This is a genomic window from Pseudalkalibacillus sp. Hm43 (assembly GCF_054170705.1).
In genome coordinates, this window is record NZ_CM135129.1 from 2,207,254 (window position 1) to 2,231,138 (window position 23,885).

Genomic DNA, 23,885 nt, shown 5'->3' on the forward strand with positions numbered 1-23,885 from the left:
TCTATGGTTTCTGAAACGTAATTCATTTGCCCTACGTCTGTAGGTTAAAGAGCGCAAAAAAAGGAGGTCAGCAGGTTGGAAGAATATCAACCGAGGCAACGGTCGAAGATACAGTTGGATAAGATCATCGGACGTTACCCGAAAGAAGAAATCATTGAACATATGATGGATCAATACGGGGAGAAATTAACCCGTCTTGCGTATACGTATGTGAAAGATTGGGGTCGGGCTGAGGACATTGTACAGGATGTCTTCGTCACTTGTTATACGAAAATGGATTCATTTCGCGGTGAATCCTCAGTAAAGACATGGATCTACAGGATCACCATCAACCGGTGCCATGATTACCATCGTACTTGGTCGTTCCGAAACCTTCAATTTACAGATAAAATTTCTCGCTGGATGAAAGGAGACTCCAAAACTCCTGAAAGTGACCTGCTTGCCAAGGATGAGAAGGAAGCCCTGGCCAATCAAGTCCTTTCACTCCCCGTCAAATATCGAGAAATTCTATTGCTGTATTATTTTGAAGAGCTTTCCGTCCAGGAAATCAGCCTAATGCTCTTTATTAATGAATCGACCATTAAAACACGCCTACATCGCGGAAGACAAATGTTGAAAGAAGCTATCTCATCGGAAAGGAGCATGGATGATGGAAGAGCAACTTAAAGATTTGAACAAAACGCTGAATAAAATGTTGTCGACGGAAGATCGATTTACAGAAAAGCAGCGTCAACATATACGAGATAAAATCGCCAAAAAACGTTCTGGTAAATTTTCAACCCTATTTTCCAACTGGAAACCGATCGTGAGTACTGCCGTGACATTGGTGTTATTATTTGCAGTCGCTCAAATGTTGTTTGATAACATCTCTCTGAACGGCGTTAATCATACAAGTGAAAGTGCAGACTCAGCTAAAGAAAGTACCGAGAGTAATTATGCAATGAAAGATGAAGCTCATTCGGGTATGGCTACTGGTGAGGGTTCAGACGTTGCAGAAGGACAGTTAGATAAGGCTGCTGAAGAGAATGCATCTCCACCTCTTGACCCAGAACCAGATGCAGTGGTGCAAGAACCTGTGTTACCTCTTGATGAAAAGCTTATAGAGGTTTATGAACAGCTTAAAGCTTCTCAAAACCAGAAAGCACTCGAAGGACTCGGTGTCTTTGAAGTAATGCAAATTTATTTTCACACCTCAGAAATGGAAGACTACGAGACACAGTATATGTTATTGTATCAAGATCCCGCAGGAGTAATGGTGTCGAAGAAATTATACGCTGATGAAAGAAATAAAGGCCCTGCAGTATCACGGAAGAACTCAAAACTGTTCATTGAAGAACTCAAACAAGTCGATCGGTTTGAGATCATCTACCTCAAACATGACACTGGCAACCCAAGAGCTCGGGTGGCATGGGGACCACAAGGCGAAAATCGAAAGAGCTTTCAACTTATCAGGGATCAACAAAAAGATATTTGGACTGTAATGATGGCACCCATGCAATAAACTGAAAGGCTGAACCGCAACGGTTCAGCCTCTTCTATGTCCATTATTGTGGTGCTACAATCTCAACCTTGATTCTGTCAGGGTCTTCGAAATAGACGGCGTAATAATTAATTCCACCTGCATACGGATGACGATCTTCATAAAGGATCTCGATCCCTTTTTTCTTCAATGCTTTTGTCAGTTGATCCACATGTTCCCTGCTTTCTGCATGAAACGCCAGGTGATTCAACCCGACACGGCATCTGTGGTATGGGACATCCATATACTTCTTCTCGGTCTGGACGAACACGAGATACGAATCGGATAATTTATAACTCTTTCCTTGCTCCCACTTCTGATATTCGGAATATCCCAGCTCCGAGAGCAGCCAGTCCCAGAAATCCAACGACTTCTGAAGGTCGGACACATACAGTTCGATATGGTGGATCAGACCTTTCTTTTTCTTATGGTTCAATTCGGTCACCTCTTTACATTTTCTCCGGTGCCTTTATGCCGAGCAGACGTAATCCTTCTTCCAATACGACAGTGACAACTTTCACTAAATGAAGTCGTCCTGATTGTTCTTCAGCTGTACCTGATAGGATACGAACTTTTCCATAGTATTGGTTGAAGTAACGGGCCAACTCGATGAGATATCGAGAAAGGATGGAGGGTTCATATTCCTTGTAGGCTCGTTCGATTACTCCCGGGAATTTCTCCAACGTAAGGACAAGATCCCATAAGTACGGCTCTTCTACATTATATGGCGCACCATGACCATTCATATCCTTCCATTCGCCTTTATCCAATAAAGTACATGCTCTTGCGTAAGTGTACTGGATATAAGGACCCGTCTCCCCTTCAAAGCGAAGCATCTGTTCAATGTCGAACTCGACATCATTCAAACGCGATTGTCTCAAGTCATTGAAAATGACCGCACCGACACCGACCATCTCCGCAACAGCCTCTTTGTTTTCGAGACTCGGGTTCTTAGTCTCAATGTTTTCTTTAGCCCGCTCGATGGTCTGCTTCAATACTTCTTCAAGCAACACCGTCTTTCCTTTTCGTGTCGACATCTTCTTTCCGTCCTGCAAGATCATCCCGAACGGAATGTGCTTCATATCGTCCGCCCACTCGTATCCTAGCTTCAGAAGCACTTTTTTGACCTGTTCAAAATGGAGGGATTGCTCGTGACCGACAATATAGAGCGATTCTACAAAGTCATACGTATTCTTCCGGTAGTGTGCCGCAGCCAAATCCCGGGTTGCATATAGGGAAGCTCCGTCTTTCTTTTTGATCAATGCGGGTGGAAGATCGAAATCGGAGAGATCGACGACCATCGCTCCTTCGGACTCAACGAGAAGTTTTTTCTCGATCAATTCATCTGCGACTGCCTGCATTTTATCGTTGTAAAAAGATTCTCCATGGTAAGAGTCGAAGGAAACGCCCAACAAGTCATAGATTTTCTGGAATTCCTTTAGTGACTCATCTCGGAACCATTTCCAGAGCTTCGTCGCTTCGACGTCACCGTCCTCGAGCTTTTTGAACCATGCTCTTCCTTCATCATCCAGGCTCGGGTCCTCTTTCGCTTTTTCATGAAATTCGACGTATAGTGCATTCAACTCTTTGATCGGGCTTTGCTTGACTGCTTGTTCATCGCCCCATTTTTCATAGGCTGTCATCAGCTTTCCGAACTGTGTTCCCCAGTCTCCCAAGTGATTGATTCGGACCGGTGAATAACCGTTCTTCTCAGCTAGATTAGCAATCGCGTTTCCGATGACAGTTGAACGCAGGTGTCCCATCGAGAAAGGCTTGGCAATATTCGGAGAGGATAAATCCATCGGAACCGATCCTTTATCTTGTACTGGGGCATTTCCGTAATTCGAGCCTTTCGATAGCACCTCGTTTATGACCTCTGTGGTTACGGTTTTCTTTGGTAAAAATACATTCAAATAAGGGCCTTCAGCCTTGATGGTATCAAATGCTTCTGAGCCTCCCAGCTTCTCCTCAAGCTCTTTTGCGATGTGGACAGGGGATTTTCTCCATTGTTTGGCTAGGATGAAGCAAGGAAAAGCCAGATCTCCCATCGAACGATTTGGAGGGATTTCCAATAGTCGCTTGATCTCCTCCACCGTTTTGTCCTCGATCACTGTCTTTAGTTGTTTAGCTGTATAATCTTGAATCGTCACATCTTCCACTCCCTTTTCTATGACAAATAAAAAACGCCTCTCAATCATATTGAGAGACGAGAATTCCCGCGGTACCACTCTAATTGTCCAATTCTGAAATTGGACCTGCTTGAGCCCCTTTAACGCCAGGGTGCGTCCCATCCTACTTTGTTTTCGGACGAGCTTTTCAGAGGTGCGTTTCAATGACAGGGTCATGCTGGACTTCCACCAACTCCAGCTCGCTTCGATGAACCTTGACATTTACTCTCCTCATCATCAAATTTGGTAATTTTTAATCATTATAGTCAGATTTTGCGTAATACGCAACACCAACGGGTATAGAAAATGGATAAAGGTAATCAGGATGGGTACCGAACTTTTCCATATGATGGAATTTTGCTATCATGGAAAATGATTGAAATGTTCTTGGAACTTTATTCGTTCTTGTTCGTCTATACAGTGAATACCCATTCACATAGATGTCACTGGCAACTGGGAGGTAGCTTTCATGAAAGAAAGAGAACGCTGGTATCAAAACAGCTTTGCTTTTACCGCATTACTGTTATGGATCAAAACATATCTCGTTTATAAATTAAGCTTCAATTTACCTACGATGAACTGGAAACAAGAATTGATTCTGATCATCAATCCTCTAAGTTCTGTCTTATTCACTTTAGCACTCATTTATTTCTTCCCAAAAAGATTCCATAATCGAACGACGTGGATTATCGCGCTCATCTTTTCGATCGTACTCTATGCCAACACATTGTATTATCGATTCTTCAATGACTTCATCACCGTACCCGTGTTATTTCAAACGAATAACGTCGGCGATATCGGAAACAGTTTGATCGCCCAAACGTATTGGTACGACATCTTTTTCTTCTTAGACATTATTTTGATCTTTTATTTTGTAAAGAAAGGGTTCCTTAAGCCTTCCAGCTATACGAAGCGTAGTTTAGTCAAGCTTCTTGCAGTGGCTTCCATATTCTTAACGGTCAATTTGACCCTTGCCGAATCGGAACGCCCACAACTTCTGACGCGTACGTTCGATCGTGAATTGCTCGTGAAGAATCTCGGTACGTACAATTTTCATATATACGACCTTCTTCTCCAATCCAAAACGACTGCCCAAAAAGCACTCGCTGATAATGTTGATGTCGTAGAAGTAAGGAACTATACGGATCAGAAAAAAGTTCCTGCAAACGAGGAGCTATTCGGAATTGCAGAAGGTAAAAATGTCATTTTGATCTCGATGGAGTCGACGCAGCAATTCGTCATCGGTCGAGAAGTTGGCGGTAAAGAAATCACCCCTTTCTTGAACGATTTCATCCAGGAAAGCTACTATTTCGAAAACTTTTACCATCAGACTGGACAAGGAAAAACATCCGATTCGGAATTCCTGTTGGATAATTCCTTATACCCGTTGCCCAGAGGGGCTGTCTTCCAAACGCATCCTCTGAACGAATATTACGCAACCCCTGAGATCATAGAGGACCATGACTATCATAGTGCGGTGTTCCATGGAAACAACAAAAGCTTTTGGAACCGGGACATCATGTACAACACGATGGGCTATGACGAGTTCATTTCTGAGGAGTACTACTCCATCAACGAAAACAATCAAATCAACTACGGTTTGAAGGATAAGCCTTTCTTCGAACAGTCGATGGCGTACTTGAAAGAAATGCCACAACCTTTCTATGCGAGATTCATTACGCTGACCAATCATCATCCATATAAGTATCATGATGAAGATCAGGCGATTCCAACTTTTCAAACGAATGATCCAATCGTAGATCAATATCCAGTAACCGTAAATTATACGGATCAGGCGATTAAACAATTCATTGATCAGTTGAAAAAAGAGAACCTGTATGAGGACTCGATCATCATCATTTATGGAGACCATTATGGTATTTCCGAACGGCATGATAAGGCGATGGCTCAAGTATTGGGCGTGGATGAAATCAGCCCGTTCGATAATGTTCAATTGCAACGCGTGCCATTGATCATCCATATCCCTGGCATGGATGGAGAGACGATTTCTCGCGTCTCTGGTCAGATCGATTTGAAACCGACGATTCTCAACTTGCTCGGCATTGAGGATCAGGGCATCCACTTTGGTACGGATCTTTTCTCAGATGAACATGAAGATATTGCAGTCTTTCGAGATCGAAGTGTCGTAACAGACAGATATGTATGGACATCGGACATGTGCTATGAACGTGAAAGTGGAAAAGAAGTGTCTGTTGAATCATGTCAGGAAGCCAAGGATCAGTTGAAAGAACTGGACTTGTCAGACAGTTTGATTTACGGGGATTTACTACGATTTTCGAATTTTGCCATTGAATAAGAAACTGAACCATAATGAACAGAGCTCGACATAGACTAGTCGGCTCTGTTCTTTTTTAATCTCGCTCACCGGTTTCAGTGGTTATAAGCCCATTTCAGAGATTTTAATCCAAAATGAGCAATTATAGGCCGAAATCGGAAATTATAAGCCAAAATCAGAATTTATAAACCAAATCCTGAAATTATAAGCCAGAATGAAAAAAGCTGACACCAAAAGGACGGTTCAACCCTCCTTTTGATGTCAGCCACATCTTTTAACAATCAATGGGCATTTCCCAGTTTTTAATCCATCCTCTTGCGATCATCGCTTTGGCGAGCCTACCTACGCCGACGAGATAAGCTGCTTCCCGCATTTTCACACTTTTAGCGTTTCTCATATCGTAAACGGCTTTAAACGCTTCCTCCATTTTCTCTTCGAGCTTTTCAATAACTTCGCTTTCTTTCCAGGAGTAGTGCATAGCATTCTGCACCCACTCGAAATAGGAGACCGTCACCCCGCCTGCATTACACAGGATATCAGGAATAACGAAGACTCCCTTATCCTCTAAGATTTTATTTCCTTGCGGTGTCGTCGGTCCGTTTGCAGCTTCTGCCACTATTTTCGCTTTGATCCCCTCTGCATTATCACCAGTGATCTGGTTCTCTAATGCCGCTGGTACTAATATGTCACATTCTAGCGAAAACAGGTTCTCGTTGGACAGATGTTCACTGTCAGGGAATCCTTCCACTGTCCCATTTTCCTCGACAAAATCAATCAATTCCAACACGTTCAAACCATTTGCGTTATAGGCGCCACCTTTTGCATCCGTCACTCCAATAACCTTGACGCCGCTTTCTTCTAAGTACTTCGCTGTAATGGATCCGACGTTTCCGAACCCTTGGATGACAGCGGACATTTTATGAAGATCCATATCCAATCGTTTCGCTGCCTCTCGAATCGTGATGACCACTCCACGGCCAGTCGCTTCGACACGACCTTCAGAGCCACCGATAATCAGCGGTTTTCCTGTAATGAAACCAGGCACATTATGCCCTCTCAGCCGATCGAACTCATCGAGCATCCACCCCATGATCTTCGGACTCGTGTTGACATCCGGGGCCGGGATATCCTTCTCTGGTCCCATAATCGGTTCCAGCTCACGGATGTATCCTCTGCTCAGTTCTTCTATTTCACGTTCGGATAGATCTTCGGGATCGACGATGATGCCGCCTTTTCCTCCACCGAACGGTATACCTACGATCGCTGTTTTCAATGACATCCACATGGAGAGTGCGATGACCTCGTCCTCATCCACACCTGAGTGGAACCTGACTCCCCCTTTCGTAGGTCCGAGAATGTCTGTATGTTGAGCCCGGATTCCTGTGTAGTTTACGACATCTCCATTATCTCTCCTCACAGGTATGGAAACCTTCATGATACGTTTCGGTTTTTTTAATATGTCATAGACACCTTCTTGTAGATCGAGTGTCTGGGTCGCTCTTTCAATTAAGCGCTGAGCAATATGGTACGGATTGGTGATTTCAGCGCCATCCTTCTCTTCTTTTGCTGGCATTTCAGACTTCACTTTGCCAGACAATTCTTTGACCAGGTCCTCATCTACCAGGTCTTTCAAATCATTAATGTCTTCGATGCTTTTGTTTGCTGACATCTGACAACCTCCCATTTTGACAGTACTTAATACCTATGTTTCCTATCTGTATCCTCACGAAACCTCAGTCGACTTCTTTGAGGTTAGTATAACCTCAGAGGAACAATTTCAACTCAGCATGATGTTTGTCGACAGGTACCACTTCACTCTAACTACTACCAAACGCTTAGTATTAATTCCAAATACCTATTAAACAATCGGGGAAACTGTGTCGATATGAAAGGTAACGATAAGAGATTTTTGACACATTTGACCTGATCGAGATTTAGTCAACATTGAGATATTCTAGAATGATTTAAAGTGAGGATGACCTTTATATGGATAAAGCTTCAGTGATCGGTATTTTTCTTGGGGTAATTGCGATAGGTGTAGGTATGGTGCTGAAAGGAGTAAATCCTACGGCATTATTCAATCCGGCGGCATTGCTGATCATTTTTGCAGGAACGGCTGCATCCGTGTTGATCGCGTTTCCACTGAACGAAATCAAGAAACTACCGAAATTATTTAAGATTCTGTTTACCGATAAAAAAACAACAACCGTTGAGGAACTTGTCCCTATTTTTGCAGAATGGGCAACGATTGCAAGAAAAGAAGGCCTTCTTGCATTGGAAGCACACGCTGATGACATTGACGATCCTTTTTTGAAAAACGGGATGAAAATGGTCATTGACGGTCAGACCCCTGAGTTCATCAGGGATGTAATGGTTGAAGACCTTGCAGCGATGGAGGAACGTCACGAAAGTTCAGCTGCCATCTTCACTCAAGCCGGTACGTATGCACCAACACTCGGTGTTCTCGGTGCCGTTGTAGGTCTGATTGCAGCACTTGGAAACCTGGATGACATCGAAGCGCTTGGACATGCCATTGCTGCAGCGTTCATCGCGACCTTGTTCGGAATTTTTACAGGGTATGTCTTGTGGCACCCTTTTGCGAATAAGTTGAAACGTAAATCCAAGCAAGAAGTAATGGTCAAACAGGTAATGGTGGAAGGGATCCTGTCCATTCAGGACGGGGCATCTCCAAGAGTCATTGAAGATAAGTTGAAGATCTACATTCCAGCGAACCAAAGGAATGCCGAAGCTCCTGTGTTACAGCAGGAAGGAGAGGGGATCAATGCTTAAAACCCGGAAAAAGAAAAAAGAAGAACACATCGATGAATCCTGGCTCATCCCCTATGCAGATATGCTGACATTGCTGTTGGCCCTCTTCATCGTCTTGTTTGCGGTGAGTACGGTTGACGCTGCGAAATTTGAGAATATGGCCAATTCATTCAAAAGTGCCTTGAACGGCGGAACTGGTCCACTGGATTATACAAGTCCAGTCAGTATCGTTGAACAGACTTCGATTCCGACGAGCGAAAATGCATTAATACCGACAGATGACAGAAAAACGAACGGCGAACTGGATCAACTGCAATTACAGGAAATCAAAGAACGAATTGATGATTATATTGAAGCAAACGATCTGAACAAAAGCTTGAAAACGACGCTTACAGAGAGTGGACTGATCATCACCATACTGGACAAAGCATTGTTCGACTCCGGGAGTGCTGAGATCAAAGAAGGTGCTTTAAACCTGGCAAAGGAAATCTCTCAATTATTAGTGACAGATCCTCCTCGACAGATCGTCATCGCTGGGCATACAGACGATATCCCGATCAAAAACACCAACTTCCGCTCCAACTGGGAGTTGAGTGCGCAACGTTCCATCAACTTCATGGAACTTCTGCTTCAGAACAATCAGCTCGACCCTACGAAATTCAGTCAGGCAGGATATGGTGAATACCAACCAGTCGCGTCAAATGACACACCTGAAGGACGCGCGAAGAACAGACGAGTGGAAGTGAAGATTCTTCCTTTCAATGCACAATAAGCACAAGTAAAGGGCTCCCCCTAGCGGAGAGCCCTTTTTTGTATGTTCAATTATGGTCGAATCACATTTGGTGCTTTCAAAACAGGTAACGTACCACTCAATTGATAAGGTCCGATTTGTTCAATTGGTGCATTGATGAAATCCACTTGTTCATAGCCAAATTGATTAGCCGCCATGAGGATAGACTCCAGCATCGCAACAAATTTCATGTTGTCTTCAAGTGTCGTCCCTTCCGAAAATTCGATGGTAACCTTCTTTCCGTCTTCAGTGATTTCTTTGAAGAAGACGTTCTCTAGTATCGTCTCTTGGTAGCCAAAGCCTTCCATATCTTTGCTCATCCAATGCAGTGCATCTTCAAACGTCCTTAGTTGTACATCTCCATTCAACTGTATCCCATTGACGAGCAGCAACGTGCCTGTATCGGTAAGGATTGCGCTGACCCCTTTTTCGGGTGCACTCACTTCAATGGTTTCAATCGAACCTAAATGGGAGAAATCATATCCGTTCTCACCTTCAGTTTTAAATGTAATGTAGTCATAACCTAAGCTATGCGCAGTGCCCTTGACTGTATTGACAAAAATACGTTCGCCAGTAGATCCTTGAATTGCACCCGACTTTATATCGACCACAAACGTATTATTTGGGTATTCTAACAGGTTTACACTTGCTAATCCTGACTCCGATAATCCTAGTTCTTGTGAAGAAATCGATGATAGAGCCTGCTGCAATGCTTCTACTCTAGATAACTCTTTCTCAGCCAGGAAAGATACTGGCACGACGCCCATTGCTTCCTGATCCGGATAGTAGGTGGTAACCACTTGTTTATCCTCTGGAACCTCCGTTATCCCTGCATGATATTTAAACTCTTCTTCCACTTGCGCATACGGCACTACTTCGGAAGTATCCGCTGCCTCTTCTGTCGGTTCGGCAGGTTCCACTTGCTCAGAAACCGGTGCTTCTTTCTCATCTGGTGATTTTGTGCTTGTTGAAAGTGCCGAGCCATTTTCTTCTTGCGAAATCTCACCTTTTGGAAGATCGAATTGGTCCATGATTGTCGGAGATATGATGGCTGCTATCGCTAAAATACAGGCAGCCGCTAAAACAGGCATGAATCGAAACGGTTTCGCCTTTTTCTCTGATTCTTCTTGTCCCATTTTATTTTGAATTTGATCGAACAACTCCTCTTTAGATCTTGAGTCTTCCACTTTCGGGAATTCTCGGAGAGTTTGTATGATCTTTTCCTCATTCCATTTAGATTGTCCCATTTGACAATTCTTCCTCCTTCTTGCTGTCGTCAAGGATTCCTTTCAATGTCTTCAGTGTCCGATGTTGGACGGTTTTGACTTTCCCTTCTGTCCAACCCATGATGGACGCTGATTCACGAATTGAAAACCCATGGATGTATCGCAACAGAATCAGTTCTCTATGCTCAGTCTTGCACTGTTCTAAGGCTGTGTATAATTGTTTCACGGACTCATTCTGCTCTATGATTTCATCCGGAAGACGATCTGGATGCACCAACTGATCCTTTCTGTCATCTATGTTGAAAACACCAAAGAATGTCTTACTCTGTCGCTTTGATTTCCGTATGTGATCAATGGCCACATTACGCGCGATGGAAAACAGCCAAGTCTTTTCACTGCTGTCCCCTTTGAACTTGTCATAGGAATGCATGACTTTGATGTAGACATCCTGTACAAGTTCCTCAGCTGTATCCCGGTCTCGTAACATGTAGATCAAGAACTGATATAGTGACTGGTGATAGTCAACATATAACCGGTTAAATATGTGTTCCACCACGATTTTCTCCCCCTCTTACCTACTTAGTCGTTTTTCTCAGAAAAAAGTTTCAAATACGGAATTTTCATTTATAGGACATTTTTTATATTTACGGATTAAAAACATTTCGTTTCTTCTAGTATCGCATAGTTTTACAAATTTTTGGTAACCGTAAAACTAAATAGGTCTGCACTCTTGAAAGGGGGGATATGTGATGTTTAAGTGGCTGAAAAAAACCAACAAAAACACAAATGAAGAGCCAGCAACCCTTTCGGACCTTTTTGATTTAGCCCGTAACTCCGAGGATTTTGTTCATTATGAACTCGTTAATATACACGGCTCTGTTTGGATTTCTTATTTAAAGACGCTTGTGGATATCGAAACTTTACATCGCGATGTCTTACCTTATTTACAACAAAACAACCTGAAATCCCTACAGGAAATCAAAGGCTACATACCGATCGAGGGCATGGAAGTTACGAAAGATGTAACAAAAATAAAACGGCACTTCCTGAAAGGTTACATCATCATTCAATTACGCCAGAAGAGCGATGAATGTCTTCTGATCAAGGCGTTATCCAGCTCTACTCGTGAGGTTGCAGCACCCGAGATTGAATTCAGTGTCTTGGGACCGAAAGAAGCATTTGTAGAATCACTCGACACGAATATCCACTTGATTCGAAAAAGGTTGCCCGACATTCATCTGAACGCAAAAGAAATCAAAGTCGGGACAAGGTCCCACACACGGATCAACATTCTATATGTATCAACGGTAGCAAATGAAGAAAACGTACAAACCGTTATCCAAAGAATTGAAAACATAGAGTTCGATCAGATCAGCGACAGCTCATTCATCACTCAACTGATTGCAGACAACCAAAATTCGCCCTTCCCACAGCTGATTGATACGGAAAGACCCGACCGAGTGGCTTCTGTCTTAGGTGAAGGTAAGGTCGCCATTGTGGTAGACGGTTCCCCACAGGTTTTGATTGGTCCAACGAACCTGTTGGAGTTCTTCTCTGCTTTCGAGGATTATTTCTTGAATTGGCATCTTGCGACAACTTTCCGTCTTATCCGGATGTTTTCGGTATTTTTCTCTGTACTGGCAACACCGATCTATGTTGCTGTCATGACCTTTCACTATGAGCTGATTCCAAAAGATTTGCTCAGTACATTGATTACCTCCAGGAGCACGGTGCCGTTTCCACCCATATTGGAAGCCCTCATTTTGGAGCTCACAATTGAACTTTTACGTGAGGCAGGAGCAAGACTGCCGACCAAGGTCGGTCAGACCATCGGTATCGTAGGAGGTATCGTAATCGGGACGGCGTCCGTTGAAGCAGGTCTGACGAGTAACGTTCTACTCATTATCGTCGCATTATCTGCTCTCGCTTCCTTTACGACTCCCGTCTACAAGATGGGTAATACAATTCGACTGATTCGCTTTCCGTTTCTCTTTTTCGCGCAATTATGGGGTTTGTTAGGAATTGTCATCTGCTTCTGTTTTGTATTGGTCCATTTATTAAGGCTTGAATCACTTGGGCGACCTTATTTGCAGCCCTTATTCCCTCCCCGCATTGCAGATTTCAAAGATACCATCGTACGATTACCTTTTGCTTCACAATCGTTGAGGCCTGTCAATTTGCAGACTCAACAAACGAAACGGTTCGATAAGAAGAAAGCAAAGAGTAAAAATGACATCGACGAATGATGGAAGGAGCATTGTATGAGTACATCAATCAAAGATCGATTCCTTGTGTCGGCTGGCTTAGCTTTCTTTTTGACTCATACCATGCAAATCGGAATCGGGGTATTAGGATATGAACGTTATATCGCCCGTGATGCTGGGTATGATTCCTGGTTGTCCATCATCCTTACGAGTATCACGATCCACATCATCCTTTGGATGATGTATACCATGATGAATAAGGAAAAGGGAGATTTAATCTCTATTCACAGAAGGGCATTTGGAAAATGGATAGGAAACTTCTTCAGCTTTCTATTTGCCCTCTATTTTTTAGCGTTAGGAATTACAGTTCTACGAAGTTATATAGAAACCGTCCAAGTATGGATGTTTCCCAACTTGAATTTATATTGGTTTTTATTTGTATTTTTACTACTCACTTATTACACAATTTCCGGTGGATTCCGTGTTGTAACAGGAGTGGCTTTCTTTGGAGTCCTCATCCCATCCTTCCTTATATTCTTTTTATACTACCCGTTTCGTTACGGAGATTGGAATTTTATTTTTCCTGTTATGAACCATTCGGTAAAAGAAATTTTCCTTTCATCTAAGGTAGCCGTATTGGAGTATATCGGTTTCGAGGTTCTGCTTATGATCTATCCATTTATCAAAAACGGGGAGAAATCACAGAAATGGGCCCAACTGGGGATCCTCTTTTCTACTTTCATCTATGTTGCGGTAGCCCTGGCTTCATTCATTTATTTCAGTGAGGAACAATTGCAGCGGATGATATGGGCGACATTAAGCATGTTCAAAATCGTGGAGTTTCCTTTCGTCGAACGATTTGAATATATCGCAATCGCCACTTGGGCGCTCATCATTTTCCCGAATGTCTGTATTGCCTTTTGGTGTTCAAGCAGAGCCGTAAAACGCCTTGCACCCTTTAGACAGCGCTGGGTCTTAATCGTGATGTTGTTGATTGCATACGTGATCAATATCGGCCTAGAAGATCGAAAATATATTGATATGTTCATCAACGGCATTTCTAAAAGCGGATTATACATCCTCTATTTTTATATCCCTTTCTTGTTTCTCGTTTTCCATATCCGTTTCAAAAGGAGTGCGACCAAATAATGAAAACCTTACTTGTCCTTCTTTCATGTGTAACTCTCCTAGGGTGTTCAACCAGTCCAAAGGTACTTGATGATATCACATTGGTCACCTTTGTAGGCTATGATTTAGTTGAAGATCGAGATGATAAGATTGAAGCAACAATTGCAACACCCATTTTTGAAGCTGAAGGTAAAATTCGGAATGAATTTTTCACGTCTGAAGGAGAATTTGGGAAGGATCTTGAAAAACATTTCATGTTAAACACACCTAAACCTGTAGGAAACGGAAAGCTTGAAGTAGCCATTTTCGGAGAGGCTTTTGCAAGACAAGGGGTAATGGAAGCTACAGATGTAGCCCAGCGTGACCCGAGTGTTAGTTCAAACTTGAAATTAGCTGTATATGATGGGAAGGTCAGAGATTTTGTCAAACAGCAGACTCTCCAAAATAATGATTTGGGTATTTATGTATCTAAGATCATTGAACACAACATGCAATCTGAGACAATCCCTAAAACAAACATCCATCTATTCTTTCAGTCATTTTATGCTGAAGGAATAGATCCGTTTTTACCGTTGATCGCTCTCGATAAAGGCCAAATCAAATTAAAAGGACTTGCTTTATTTAAAGATGATGAATATGTAACGAGTATCGACGAAGACATCTTATATCGATTTACAATGTTACAAGAACCTGTAAGAAGTGGGAATTTAATTATTAAACTTGAGAATCTAGAAGCTGGTGTCTCATTGTCACATATTAAATCTGAACGAAAGGTGAAGATTTCCGGCACAGCAGAAGCACCAAAGATTACGTTTCATCTCACTCTAAAAGGTTTCATCAATGAGTATTATGGAAACGTAAAAGGTATCGAAAAACAGATCAAAAAGGTTGAGGTGGAGATTGATAAACAACTTAAAAAAGAACTGGAAACCATGATTACATTCTTTCAAGAAAACAATGTGGATCCAGTAGGATTTGGAAAAAAAGCCAAAGCCCATTTCCGCAACTGGGATCATAAAAAGTGGCAGGAAGTTTATCCCGAATTGGATGTGAAAGTTATAGTCAAAACGAACATCATCGAATCTGGGGTCATCCGGTAAACATAATGTGAAGGAGATTGGTTCAAACTAACGTTATCCTCTTCTTGGAGGTGAAACGAATGGAGCGTAAAGACAAAAATCCATCCATCGAGGGAACTTTACCCCATCAAGCCAACGCCCCGATTTTCAATCAGGTCGACCAGAATGAAAGACAACCGTTTGTGAATGAATATGGTGTGACAATCGGTGATAGTCACTACGAATCCGACAATTCACCTCTCCAAAACTGGAGTGATGATGTCGATCCGTCCATCATGTCTGGAGATCAGTGGGTCCATCCTTATAATGATATAGGGTGGAATTCATCTGAAAACCGTGAGCTTGCAGAAAAGAATCAAGTACCGAACGGAAGTCCGTTCATGCATCCGACCAAGGATGTCAGCTACGCCCGCGACTAATCATTTCATAAAAAAGAGGCCGACTAAGTGTCAGCCTCTTTTCCATTAGAAACCGTATATGGTCATTCCGCCATCGACGAATAAGGTTTGTCCCGTTACATAGGAAGATGCATCTGATGCTAAGAATACCGCAGGACCGACCAATTCCGGCAGTTCTCCGACCCGATTTAAAGGTGTTCGAGAGAGGATGTCGTTCAAGTATTTTTCATCAGATAATAGATTTTCTGTCAATGGTGTCTTGAAATACCAGGGACCAATCGAATTTACCTGAATCCCATACTCTCCCCACTCCAGTGCCAGATTTTTCGTCATCTGGATCATAGCTGCTTTCGTTGCCGCGTAAACGACGCCTGTTCTTAAAGCTGTCGTGCCGGCAACAGATGCAATATTGATGATTCGACCTCCACCACTTTCTTTCATATGGACGCCGAATTTCTGTGATAGTTGGAATGCAGAGCGGAGATTCGTATCCATGATGGACTGCCATTCCTCTTCCGTGACTTCAAATGCAGGAGTCCGGATATTCATCCCGGCATTGTTCACAAGGATATCCACCTGCCCGTGATCATTGATGACGTTCTTCACAACACGATCCAGCTGATCTGCATCGGTCACATCAGTCGGGTAAATATGAGCTTGCCGTCCATGTTGACGGATTTCTTCAGCTGTTTGCTCTAAGTCCGATTCTGTCCTTGAAAGCAGGACAACATCTGCGCCTGCTTCAGCATAGCCGATTGCAATTGCCTTTCCGATCCCTCTCCCTGCACCTGTAACCACTGCGAGCTTTTCGTCCAATCGAAAGCTTGGTAACACCGTCAAAGATAACGCCTCCATCCATATAAAAAAGTCAGGTCATTCTTTACTTCAGCTTACACCATGTAGATGGAGGTGCAAAACATGTCGTATCGGAATGTCTGACTTTTTCTTGTTCTCTTATAAGGAGGAGGTTTTTCGATATTTTCGTTCGATGATTTTCCTCTTCTGCTGCTTGTTATCCTTGAAAAAGCTTTCGACAGAACTGAAAGTATCATACAAGAACAGCAACAGGTCACCTGGTTGCGATGATTCCCATGCTACTTGGAACGCTTTCCGTTCATCCAGTTCAATGATCCTTTCATTGGACGGAAGGTGTTTGGATAACACTTCATCCAATATCGCTGCTACCTCTTTCGGTTTCCGGCCCCGAAGATTTTCATCTTCCTTGATGACAACGATGTCTGTTTCTTTTCCGATGATATCCGCCATGTTCCGAATGTCCTCATTGAGTCGGTCTCCTGGAGCTGAAACGGCTGTGATAAGCCGCTCGCATGGAATCGCTCTGACCGTGTTATAGATTGCCTTCAATCCAGCGGTGTTATGGGCATAGTCTATGACAATCGTTCTTCCATCCTGGTCGATCTTATTGAAACGCCCTGGACTTTGAAGGAAATCTGGGAAGAACGACATCGCTTTCGTGCGTAACATCTCGTAAGATACGCCTAAGACATGAGCTGACGCCAGCGCTTGGAGCAGATTGCTGACATTATGCTGCGCGTATCCGTTGAATGTAATCGGAATGTCCGCATACTTCATAAATCGGTCAACCTGTCCGTCCTTTGCATGCATGATCCAGTCATCCTGGACATACCAGCATTCCTGCTTGCGCTCCATGTGCTTTTGGATGATTGGATTATCCACTTTAAGGGATGTAAATACGACAGATCCTTTCGTGTATCCCGCCATATCTGCAACCGCTTCGTCATCCGCGTTGAGGATGCTGTAGCCTTCCGGGCGAACGATTTCTGGAATCAACCGCTTCAGCTTGATCAGTTCTTCCATCGTTTCGATCCCATCAAGACCGAGATGGTCTTCCGAGACGTTCGTCACGATTCCGACATCGCAATAACGGAATGCTGTCCCTTCTCGGAGCATACCGCCTCGAGCCGTTTCGAGAACAGCCGCATCGACTTCCGGATGATGCAGTACTTTCCGGGCACTGCCTGGTCCACTACAGTCTCCTTTATCAACACAACGCTTCCCGATATAGACCCCATCCGAATGAGCCATCCCAATGGTTTTACCGCTTTGTTGCAGAAAGTGGGAGATCAGACGTACAGTCGTCGTTTTTCCATTCGTCCCAGTTACCGCAACTGTTGGAATTGCCGCATCCCGATAGTCTTTGAATAAGTAATCGATGATCGCACCACCTACATCTCTTGCTGTTCCTGAGCTTGGGTAATGGTGCATGCGAATGCCTGGTGCTGCATTCACTTCAAGTACGGCAGCCCGGCCTGGTTTGAATTCGGCTTTGATGTCATCGATGATCATATCGATTCCTGCAATATCGAGTCCGATTGTTTTGGCTGAGCTCTCCGCAATCTCGCGGTAAGAAGGATGCACTTGGTCGGTAACGTCAATGGCGAGACCTCCAGTAGAAAGGTTCGCGTTCCCTAACAATGGGATGACCCTGCCATATTCCACTACAGTATCCAGATCAAACCCCGCTTGATTCAAATATTGTTTTACCGATTCATTAATCGGTATTTTAGTCATCGGCTTTTCGTGGCCCTCTCCTCGGAGAGGGTTTTTATTTTCCTCTTCAATCAGAGATCGTACTGAATCTTTCCCATTTCCAATGACATATGGAGGTAGGCGTAGGCTAGCAGCAATCAACTCACCGTTGACGACCGTAAAACGATAGTCATCCCCTGGATAGTACCGCTCTAAAATCAATTTATCGACATCCTTCTGCTGATCGAAAGCGGAAAGTAACTCGTCCTTCGATTGGATGTTCGTTGATACGCCTTGACCTTGGCGGCCGTTGATCGGTTTCAAAACAAGTGGATAGCCTAAGTGTTCAGCTTCTTCCAACAGTTCTTCCTCATTCGAAATGACGCACCCTTCTGGAACCGGTAGGCTCACCTCATCGAGCATCCGTTTCGTCATTTCTTTATCACAAGCATACTCGACCGCAAGAAAAGAGGTTTCACTCGACATCGTCGCTTCCATCCTTTTCTGCTTACGCCCAGTCCCCAGGCGAAGTATGCTGTCGTCATCAATTTGCTCGACCGGGATCATCCGCTCATAGGCGGCTTTATAAACCGCTTCTGTACTTGGTCCTAATTTATTGGCAAAATAAAGCGCTTCTATTTTTTTCACATAAGGTTCTATGCTGACAGGTTGTCCATCTACAACGGCTTCGACAATTTCCATCGCAGCTTCGAAGGCATAGATACCGGATTTTTTCTCTTCATATCGGAAGGTGACATAATAGATCCCTTTCCGTTCACTCGTAACGGTCTTACCACGCTTCACATCGATTCCAGCAAGAGATTGAAGCTCGATCGCCATATGCTCGAGAATATGCCCCATCCACGTTCCTTCACGTAAACGCTCAACAAATCCACCCTCATAACCACGAGAGCAAGTATGGGTGTACAAACTCGGCATCGCTTCTAGCAAGCGATCTGTGAATCCAGGGATCTTGTTGGAGGGCAACTCTTCGAAATGTTCAATGTCCAACTCAAGCCAAATCGTCGGTTTATAACTATAATAATTCGGCCCAGTAAGATACTTCACTTTATTGATTTTCATTGGGCTGTTCCCTTCTCCTTCATAATTAACTGCCGATTTTCCATGTCAAATTGGTAGCCTTTCGCAATGGAGTGGAGTTGTACACCTGCGATGGTCACTTCATCACTCTCTGCTTCATCGGCAATGTCGACGAATGACAGCTTGCATCCATCGATGACTGTGACCGAATGCTCGCCGATCACCTCGAAGTATCTGCCGCCGTCCTTTACCCAGATGGCCGTGTTTTCATCGATTCCAACCCCGATAATCTGAGGGTTCTGCGCAATCGCGTATAACAATCTTCCAAAACGCGCGCGCTGCGAAAAATGCTGATCGATGACGACATCTTCGAGGAATCCGAATCCGACGCCGATTTCAACATTGATTTTGTCATGTTTGACCTTCGTCTTTCCAGACACGATCATATGCCTGCTCATGATAGCAGCACCTGCACTGGTTCCAGCGATGATCAGTCCGTTCTGCCACGCCTTCTGGACTTCCTTGAAGAAGGTCGTACCACCAATGATACTCGACAGACGATTCTGGTCACCACCCGTAATGAACAATGCTGACAGCGTACTGACCATTTGTGTATAAGGCGCTTCTTCCGCCTTACCACGGGTATCTATATGTATGAGCTCTACCTTGGAGGCACCAAGTTTCATGAATATATCCCTGTACTCACCGCCAACTTCTTCAGGATAGCCTGTCGCTGTCGTGAGTACTCCGATTGAACCGCCTCTTTCCAGGGCATCCTGTACAAAGATGGACAGCACCTCCAAATCGCCTTCCTTATCTTCATTACCACCGATGATGAACAAGTCTCCACTCGCGATGTTCGTCACGCTTCATCTCACCCTTTAACATGAAGTGATATCTTTTACCCAACAATTAACCAAGCAAAACCGAAAAATCACCCACTTTTCTAAAATGAGTGATTTTTACTATTTTATTCAGAAATTACAAGATTTATACAATTTAGTGCCAGGCACCTCAAAAAAATCCCGATTTCATAGGCTTTTTTGCCGGTGCCTGGCACCGATTTTAAACGTTGATTCACCGGGCTTCTCTGACGGTGCCTGGTACTGATAGAATAGGGGATAGACGAATTGGTGGTGTTGAAGGTGTTAGTTATGAGGTTTCTCTATCAATTGAATGTGTGGAAGAGCACGGTGATCGTGATGATTGTTTCGTTGCCTTGGTTCCTGTATATACTTACGAGGGAAGAAGGATATGAAACGGCCGTCTTATGGGCTTATACAGCTCTTGTTTATTTCATCCTGGCTTTCATCCTGTACCTCTTCTTACGGATGATCGGTAAGTTAGGCAGAACTCCGGCCAGACGGAAACTCGTCATATTCACAAGGGTGTACATCCGGTTTCATGTCGCCGCCGGGTTACATGGATTGGCTGCCATCCTCATGCATATTTCCTATATGCTATCAATCGGAAGTGCTGTAACATCCACCGGTCAGCTTGGTATACTAGCTGTGTTCTCGCTCGGTGCACTTTTGACAACCGGTTACTTACGAAAGCAGAAATCTTCTGGAAGAAGACGAAGGTATCATCGGTATACAGCCTATCTCTTTCTGCTACTGGTCCTTCTTCATATACTGTTTTGACCTTCATATTAGAGCACATACAGAAAACTAAGAAAACCCGGAAAAGGTTATTCACCTCTTCCGGGTTTCATTCATTTCTTATGCGTGCTGCTTCCACCAATCATCATACAGCGTCACTTCGCCTTCACGTTTATGACGCGTCTTCACGTAATGATTCTCGAGCTTTTCTTTCGCATCCGAATCGATTTCCTTACCTTCAAGGTAATCGTCTATTTCATCATATGTGACACCTAGTGCCTCTTCGTCCGGGAGACCTGGTCGATCGTCCTCCAGATCCGCTGTCGGAACTTTCGTATATAGCGCTTCCTCTGCTCCAAGTTCTTTCAACAGCATTTTCCCTTGACGTTTATTCAAACCGAACAATGGCGCAATGTCACATGCCCCATCACCATGTTTTGTGTAGAATCCAGTCACTGCTTCAGCTGCATGGTCGGTGCCAATGACTAACAAGTTATAATGAGCTGCTAGATCATACTGAACTTTCATTCGTTCTCGTGCTTTCGTATTCCCCTTCAGAAAGTCACTCAAATCCTCACCCGTCGCATCCCGGAATGCTTGGTACGAAGCATCGACTGCTTCCTTCACATTAAAGGTGAGCGTACGATCCGGATCAATGAATTTCAACGCTTTCTGTGCATCATCTTCATCTTTCTGCACACCGTACGGAAGTCGAACTGCGATGAACGTATACTCGTCTCCTGTGTCATCCCGTAACTCTTTTGCTGCCATCTGAGCGAGCTTTCCTGCCAGGGAGGAGTCTTGTCCACCACTGATTCCCAGGACATACCCTTTCATTCCCGTCGTTTTCACATAATCTTTCAATAAATCAATCCGTCTACGGATTTCTTCTTCAGGCGTTATGTTCGGTTCTACGTGTAATTTTTGAATGATTTCATTCTGTAAGGTCTGTAAACTCATCGTTCCCCTCCATTGACATGAAATTTAATCTATAGAATACTGTACCCCAATTCTTGGGCTGTACACAATAAGCAAGACTTTTTTCTCAATTAACTGGACATTAGCGACAGAATGCCGATTTCGTAGGAGTTTGGACGTGCCATAAGTGGTTCGTATGTATCATGAGAAATTTTTCCATAAGTGATAAAATTGTATAAATACGATAAGTTACCCTTCTCATGGGCGGTCGGCACTACACTCGAAAGGGGTGGTGTAAAGATGACAGTCTTTCAAACGTTGATGGTTACCATCTCGTTTGCCACGTTGATTATCAGCGTATTGTCATTCCCGTATAAAAAATAGACCGTCCTTGAGCTGAGCACTTAGGTCACGGTCTACTTTCGTCCAAGCCGATTCCCACATAGGGAAAAGCTTATCGTATGTTACGCAGGTGTTGGCGCACCTGCGTTTTTACTTTTTCTTGAAAATCTTTTTTTATTATATCATCACTAGCGAAGGATGTCATTGTAAAATTCATCACAAATCGAATTTTGTATTCTATTCTTTTCCCTGCTGTTGCACGCTTGAAACAGGGATCGCGTTTTGTAATGAACTTGTAACCTTTGCTTACCCTTCTATTCTATGCTTCATCCACTAAAATAGACTTTAAACACTTTTGTCCATGCAAGCGATCAAGCGTTTTTCAATGTCTTCTGCCATGTCGGTGATTTCTTGGTCATCGACCATCGTCACAAGAGAAGTCGGCTTTGGCATTCCAATTTTCGTTTGGTCACCGTCTTTGTAAACGACCATTTTACAAGGCAAGAAGTATCCAACCATGAGGTTCTGATTCAAAACACGTTGTGCTTCTTTCGGATTACACACTTCCAAGATCCTGAATTCACGGTTGAAGTCCAATCCTTTTTCATTCAATTTGCTTTTCAAGTCAAAGTCCCAAAGTACGCCAAACTGTTCTTCTTTCAACTGGTTTTCTAACGTTTCGCAAGCTTCATCAATGTTCTTGTCCGTCATGACTGTGTAGTGGAACATGGAATCATCTCCTTTTAGGTCATTTTCAATATTCATGATAACACAAACATACCCTGCTACGTATTTTGTTGTACCCGTGATGATTATTTACCAAACGCATTCCTGTTATTTTGTTACGATGTTTTTCTCCATCCATTCATATGACATTGGTCCAGCGATTTTCTCAACGATGATGCCTGCATTATCTATTATGAAAGTTGTAGGTATGGTAAAAGCTTGATAGGTTGATGCAACCTCTGCTTCCTGATCCATCAGAATCGGAAAGTTGATGCCATACTCATCGGCAAATTGCTTCACATCTTCCACTTTCTTCTCAGAGTTCGTCATATTCACGGCAAGAATTTCGATATCCTGATTCGAATATTCTTCATAAAACTTCACCATTTCAGGGATTTCCGCCTGGCAAGGTGGACACCATGTCGCCCAAACGTTCACCACTACCCTTTTGCCCCGATAATCAGACAGTCTGACCTGTTGTCCATCGAGAGTTGCAAGTTCGAATTCTGGTGCACGATCGCCGATTGCTATTCCGACTTCTGCCTTTTCATTCCTCGACATATCCGATGCATTCGAATCCGATTCAGTTAAAAGTAAATGATCGTAAATCGACCATCCTACTAAACCCATCACAATGAACAATAATAGGAGTCTCCCCATTATTGCCGCTCCTTTCTTCAGGAATATATCTATGAGTAAACCGACTATTCCGAGTGCTAGCAAAACAAATACTAGAATAGAAACCTTGAACCCCAGGATTGATTGAAGGATGATGAGGATCAGTATGCCTGTCGTCCAGCTTTTTAGGACAATCCCGACCATGAGCGAGTGATCCATCTGATCTTTCTTCATTTTGTAGATAAGGTAGGCAGCTCCTGAAATCAACCCAAGCCACACCCCTTTTACACCACCTGTAAAATACAACAATGACATTGGATGATCTATGACCATAAAAGGTTGAAAGAGTATAATACTACCTTTCCAGACCAATAAACCAATCAGGACAGCATTGAAGATTGTATCAACGTACTTTTTCCTCTCAGCATGATTATGTAATTGTATCTTTGCAACGACAAATCCTACGATGATGGTGACAGCTAAAAGGATCCATTCCGTCCGGATGATCATGCTCCCGATTTGAATATAGCTCATCATTTACTCCTTCATAT

Annotated in this window: 22 protein-coding genes and 1 other annotated feature; of the genes, 11 read left to right on the plus strand and 11 right to left on the minus strand. The window is 43.4% G+C overall.

Annotated elements, in window-relative coordinates; genetic code table 11:
• Positions 1–75 precede the first annotated feature (75 nt).
• Both ACXQIQ_RS11715 and ACXQIQ_RS11720 read left to right on the plus strand, forming a co-directional pair.
• On the plus strand, positions 76–666 hold the full coding sequence (locus tag ACXQIQ_RS11715) for a sigma-70 family RNA polymerase sigma factor (protein ID WP_439302327.1): 591 nt from the start codon (positions 76–78) through the stop codon (positions 664–666).
• Positions 647–1,501 (plus strand): hypothetical protein, encoded by an 855-nt coding sequence (locus ACXQIQ_RS11720; protein WP_458025508.1) that lies wholly within the window; start codon positions 647–649, stop codon positions 1,499–1,501. The genes ACXQIQ_RS11715 and ACXQIQ_RS11720 overlap by 20 nt, the downstream gene beginning before the upstream one ends.
• A gap of 43 nt (positions 1,502–1,544) precedes the next feature.
• On the opposite strand, the gene ACXQIQ_RS11725 is transcribed toward ACXQIQ_RS11720, so the two are convergent.
• Together ACXQIQ_RS11725 and argS are read right to left on the minus strand one after the other, a co-directional pair.
• A complete protein-coding gene (locus ACXQIQ_RS11725; protein WP_439302325.1) occupies positions 1,545–1,955 on the minus strand; it encodes a VOC family protein in 411 nt (136 codons plus the stop codon).
• A gap of 13 nt (positions 1,956–1,968) precedes the next feature.
• The gene (gene argS, locus ACXQIQ_RS11730; RefSeq protein WP_439302324.1) at positions 1,969–3,669 is read right to left on the minus strand and encodes an arginine--tRNA ligase; all 1,701 of its coding nucleotides are present in this window, start codon (positions 3,667–3,669) and stop codon (positions 1,969–1,971) included.
• Positions 3,670–3,718: 49 nt separating this feature from the next.
• Positions 3,719–3,934, minus strand: a binding site (T-box leader).
• A gap of 222 nt (positions 3,935–4,156) precedes the next feature.
• Between argS and ACXQIQ_RS11735 the strand changes: the two genes are divergently transcribed.
• Positions 4,157–6,004: an LTA synthase family protein gene (locus ACXQIQ_RS11735; protein ID WP_439302323.1), complete on the plus strand. Its 1,848-nt coding sequence runs from the start codon at positions 4,157–4,159 to the stop codon at positions 6,002–6,004.
• Between the two features lie 253 nt (positions 6,005–6,257).
• Here ACXQIQ_RS11735 and ACXQIQ_RS11740 read toward each other — a convergent pair whose 3' ends face one another.
• The gene (locus ACXQIQ_RS11740) at positions 6,258–7,556 is read right to left on the minus strand and encodes a Glu/Leu/Phe/Val family dehydrogenase (RefSeq protein ID WP_439302351.1); all 1,299 of its coding nucleotides are present in this window, start codon (positions 7,554–7,556) and stop codon (positions 6,258–6,260) included.
• Positions 7,557–7,969: 413 nt separating this feature from the next.
• On the opposite strand from ACXQIQ_RS11740, the gene motA reads away from it, so the two are divergent.
• Both motA and motB read left to right on the plus strand, forming a co-directional pair.
• The gene (gene motA, locus ACXQIQ_RS11745; RefSeq protein ID WP_439302322.1) at positions 7,970–8,773 is read left to right on the plus strand and encodes a flagellar motor stator protein MotA; all 804 of its coding nucleotides are present in this window, start codon (positions 7,970–7,972) and stop codon (positions 8,771–8,773) included.
• A complete protein-coding gene (gene motB, locus ACXQIQ_RS11750) occupies positions 8,766–9,524 on the plus strand; it encodes a flagellar motor protein MotB (RefSeq protein ID WP_439302321.1) in 759 nt (252 codons plus the stop codon). Before motA ends, motB begins: the two co-directional genes overlap by 8 nt.
• Positions 9,525–9,574: 50 nt before the next feature.
• Here the strand turns inward: motB and ACXQIQ_RS11755 are convergent, their stop codons facing one another.
• On the minus strand, positions 9,575–10,789 hold the full coding sequence (locus ACXQIQ_RS11755; protein ID WP_439302320.1) for a hypothetical protein: 1,215 nt from the start codon (positions 10,787–10,789) through the stop codon (positions 9,575–9,577).
• A complete protein-coding gene (locus ACXQIQ_RS11760; RefSeq protein WP_439302319.1) occupies positions 10,776–11,324 on the minus strand; it encodes a sigma-70 family RNA polymerase sigma factor in 549 nt (182 codons plus the stop codon). The genes ACXQIQ_RS11755 and ACXQIQ_RS11760 overlap by 14 nt, the downstream gene beginning before the upstream one ends.
• Before the next feature lie 193 nt (positions 11,325–11,517).
• Between ACXQIQ_RS11760 and ACXQIQ_RS11765 the strand changes: the two genes are divergently transcribed.
• Genes ACXQIQ_RS11765 through ACXQIQ_RS11780 form a run of 4 tightly spaced genes read left to right on the plus strand, consistent with a single transcriptional unit; the run spans position 11,518 to position 15,598 of the window.
• Positions 11,518–13,014 (plus strand): spore germination protein, encoded by a 1,497-nt coding sequence (locus tag ACXQIQ_RS11765; protein WP_439302318.1) that lies wholly within the window; start codon positions 11,518–11,520, stop codon positions 13,012–13,014.
• Between the two features lie 15 nt (positions 13,015–13,029).
• On the plus strand, positions 13,030–14,121 hold the full coding sequence (locus tag ACXQIQ_RS11770; protein ID WP_439302317.1) for a GerAB/ArcD/ProY family transporter: 1,092 nt from the start codon (positions 13,030–13,032) through the stop codon (positions 14,119–14,121).
• The gene (locus tag ACXQIQ_RS11775) at positions 14,121–15,200 is read left to right on the plus strand and encodes a Ger(x)C family spore germination protein (RefSeq protein WP_439302316.1); all 1,080 of its coding nucleotides are present in this window, start codon (positions 14,121–14,123) and stop codon (positions 15,198–15,200) included. The genes ACXQIQ_RS11770 and ACXQIQ_RS11775 overlap by 1 nt, the downstream gene beginning before the upstream one ends.
• Positions 15,201–15,259: 59 nt before the next feature.
• Positions 15,260–15,598, plus strand: coding sequence for a DUF3905 domain-containing protein (locus tag ACXQIQ_RS11780; RefSeq protein WP_439302315.1), 339 nt, complete (start codon positions 15,260–15,262; stop codon positions 15,596–15,598).
• Between the two features lie 45 nt (positions 15,599–15,643).
• On the opposite strand, the gene ACXQIQ_RS11785 is transcribed toward ACXQIQ_RS11780, so the two are convergent.
• From ACXQIQ_RS11785 to ACXQIQ_RS11795, 3 genes are all read right to left on the minus strand, one after another.
• A complete protein-coding gene (locus ACXQIQ_RS11785) occupies positions 15,644–16,417 on the minus strand; it encodes an SDR family NAD(P)-dependent oxidoreductase (RefSeq protein ID WP_439302314.1) in 774 nt (257 codons plus the stop codon).
• Positions 16,418–16,531: 114 nt separating this feature from the next.
• Positions 16,532–19,171, minus strand: a complete 2,640-nt coding sequence (gene cphA, locus ACXQIQ_RS11790; protein WP_439302313.1) for a cyanophycin synthetase — start codon at positions 19,169–19,171, stop codon at positions 16,532–16,534.
• Positions 19,168–19,995, minus strand: coding sequence for a cyanophycinase (locus ACXQIQ_RS11795; protein ID WP_439302312.1), 828 nt, complete (start codon positions 19,993–19,995; stop codon positions 19,168–19,170). Before ACXQIQ_RS11795 ends, cphA begins: the two co-directional genes overlap by 4 nt.
• A gap of 288 nt (positions 19,996–20,283) precedes the next feature.
• Here ACXQIQ_RS11795 and ACXQIQ_RS11800 point away from each other — a divergent pair, with 288 nt between their 5' ends.
• Positions 20,284–20,772, plus strand: a complete 489-nt coding sequence (locus tag ACXQIQ_RS11800) for a hypothetical protein (protein ID WP_439302311.1) — start codon at positions 20,284–20,286, stop codon at positions 20,770–20,772.
• Between the two features lie 78 nt (positions 20,773–20,850).
• On the opposite strand, the gene nadE is transcribed toward ACXQIQ_RS11800, so the two are convergent.
• Positions 20,851–21,690, minus strand: a complete 840-nt coding sequence (nadE, locus tag ACXQIQ_RS11805; protein WP_439302310.1) for an ammonia-dependent NAD(+) synthetase — start codon at positions 21,688–21,690, stop codon at positions 20,851–20,853.
• Positions 21,691–21,969: 279 nt separating this feature from the next.
• On the opposite strand from nadE, the gene ACXQIQ_RS11810 reads away from it, so the two are divergent.
• Positions 21,970–22,032 carry a hypothetical protein gene (locus ACXQIQ_RS11810; protein ID WP_458026115.1) on the plus strand — a complete coding sequence of 21 codons (63 nt, stop codon included), beginning with the start codon at positions 21,970–21,972 and terminating at the stop codon, positions 22,030–22,032.
• A gap of 303 nt (positions 22,033–22,335) precedes the next feature.
• On the opposite strand, the gene ACXQIQ_RS11815 is transcribed toward ACXQIQ_RS11810, so the two are convergent.
• Complete coding sequence (locus ACXQIQ_RS11815) at positions 22,336–22,719, minus strand: DUF302 domain-containing protein (protein WP_439302309.1); 384 nt, start codon at positions 22,717–22,719, stop codon at positions 22,336–22,338.
• Between the two features lie 105 nt (positions 22,720–22,824).
• Positions 22,825–23,868, minus strand: coding sequence for a peroxiredoxin family protein (locus ACXQIQ_RS11820; protein WP_439302308.1), 1,044 nt, complete (start codon positions 23,866–23,868; stop codon positions 22,825–22,827).
• Positions 23,869–23,885 lie beyond the last annotated feature (17 nt).

Excerpts from the sequence above, each read along its gene's own strand:
- ACXQIQ_RS11720 (WP_458025508.1), top strand. The coding sequence starts at position 647 with ATGATGGAAGAGCAACTTAAAGATTTGAACAAAACGCTGAATAAAATG.
- ACXQIQ_RS11735 (WP_439302323.1), top strand. The coding sequence starts at position 4,157 with ATGAAAGAAAGAGAACGCTGGTATCAAAACAGCTTTGCTTTTACCGCA.
- ACXQIQ_RS11740 (WP_439302351.1), bottom strand. The coding sequence starts at position 7,556 with ATGCCAGCAAAAGAAGAGAAGGATGGCGCTGAAATCACCAATCCGTAC.
- motA (WP_439302322.1), top strand. The coding sequence starts at position 7,970 with ATGGATAAAGCTTCAGTGATCGGTATTTTTCTTGGGGTAATTGCGATA.
- motB (WP_439302321.1), top strand. The coding sequence starts at position 8,766 with ATGCTTAAAACCCGGAAAAAGAAAAAAGAAGAACACATCGATGAATCC.
- ACXQIQ_RS11755 (WP_439302320.1), bottom strand. The coding sequence starts at position 10,789 with ATGGGACAATCTAAATGGAATGAGGAAAAGATCATACAAACTCTCCGA.
- ACXQIQ_RS11765 (WP_439302318.1), top strand. The coding sequence starts at position 11,518 with ATGTTTAAGTGGCTGAAAAAAACCAACAAAAACACAAATGAAGAGCCA.
- ACXQIQ_RS11770 (WP_439302317.1), top strand. The coding sequence starts at position 13,030 with ATGAGTACATCAATCAAAGATCGATTCCTTGTGTCGGCTGGCTTAGCT.
- ACXQIQ_RS11775 (WP_439302316.1), top strand. The coding sequence starts at position 14,121 with ATGAAAACCTTACTTGTCCTTCTTTCATGTGTAACTCTCCTAGGGTGT.
- ACXQIQ_RS11780 (WP_439302315.1), top strand. The coding sequence starts at position 15,260 with ATGGAGCGTAAAGACAAAAATCCATCCATCGAGGGAACTTTACCCCAT.
- cphA (WP_439302313.1), bottom strand. The coding sequence starts at position 19,171 with ATGAAAATCAATAAAGTGAAGTATCTTACTGGGCCGAATTATTATAGT.
- ACXQIQ_RS11800 (WP_439302311.1), top strand. The coding sequence starts at position 20,284 with ATGAGGTTTCTCTATCAATTGAATGTGTGGAAGAGCACGGTGATCGTG.
- nadE (WP_439302310.1), bottom strand. The coding sequence starts at position 21,690 with ATGAGTTTACAGACCTTACAGAATGAAATCATTCAAAAATTACACGTA.
- ACXQIQ_RS11815 (WP_439302309.1), bottom strand. The coding sequence starts at position 22,719 with ATGTTCCACTACACAGTCATGACGGACAAGAACATTGATGAAGCTTGC.
- ACXQIQ_RS11820 (WP_439302308.1), bottom strand. The coding sequence starts at position 23,868 with ATGAGCTATATTCAAATCGGGAGCATGATCATCCGGACGGAATGGATC.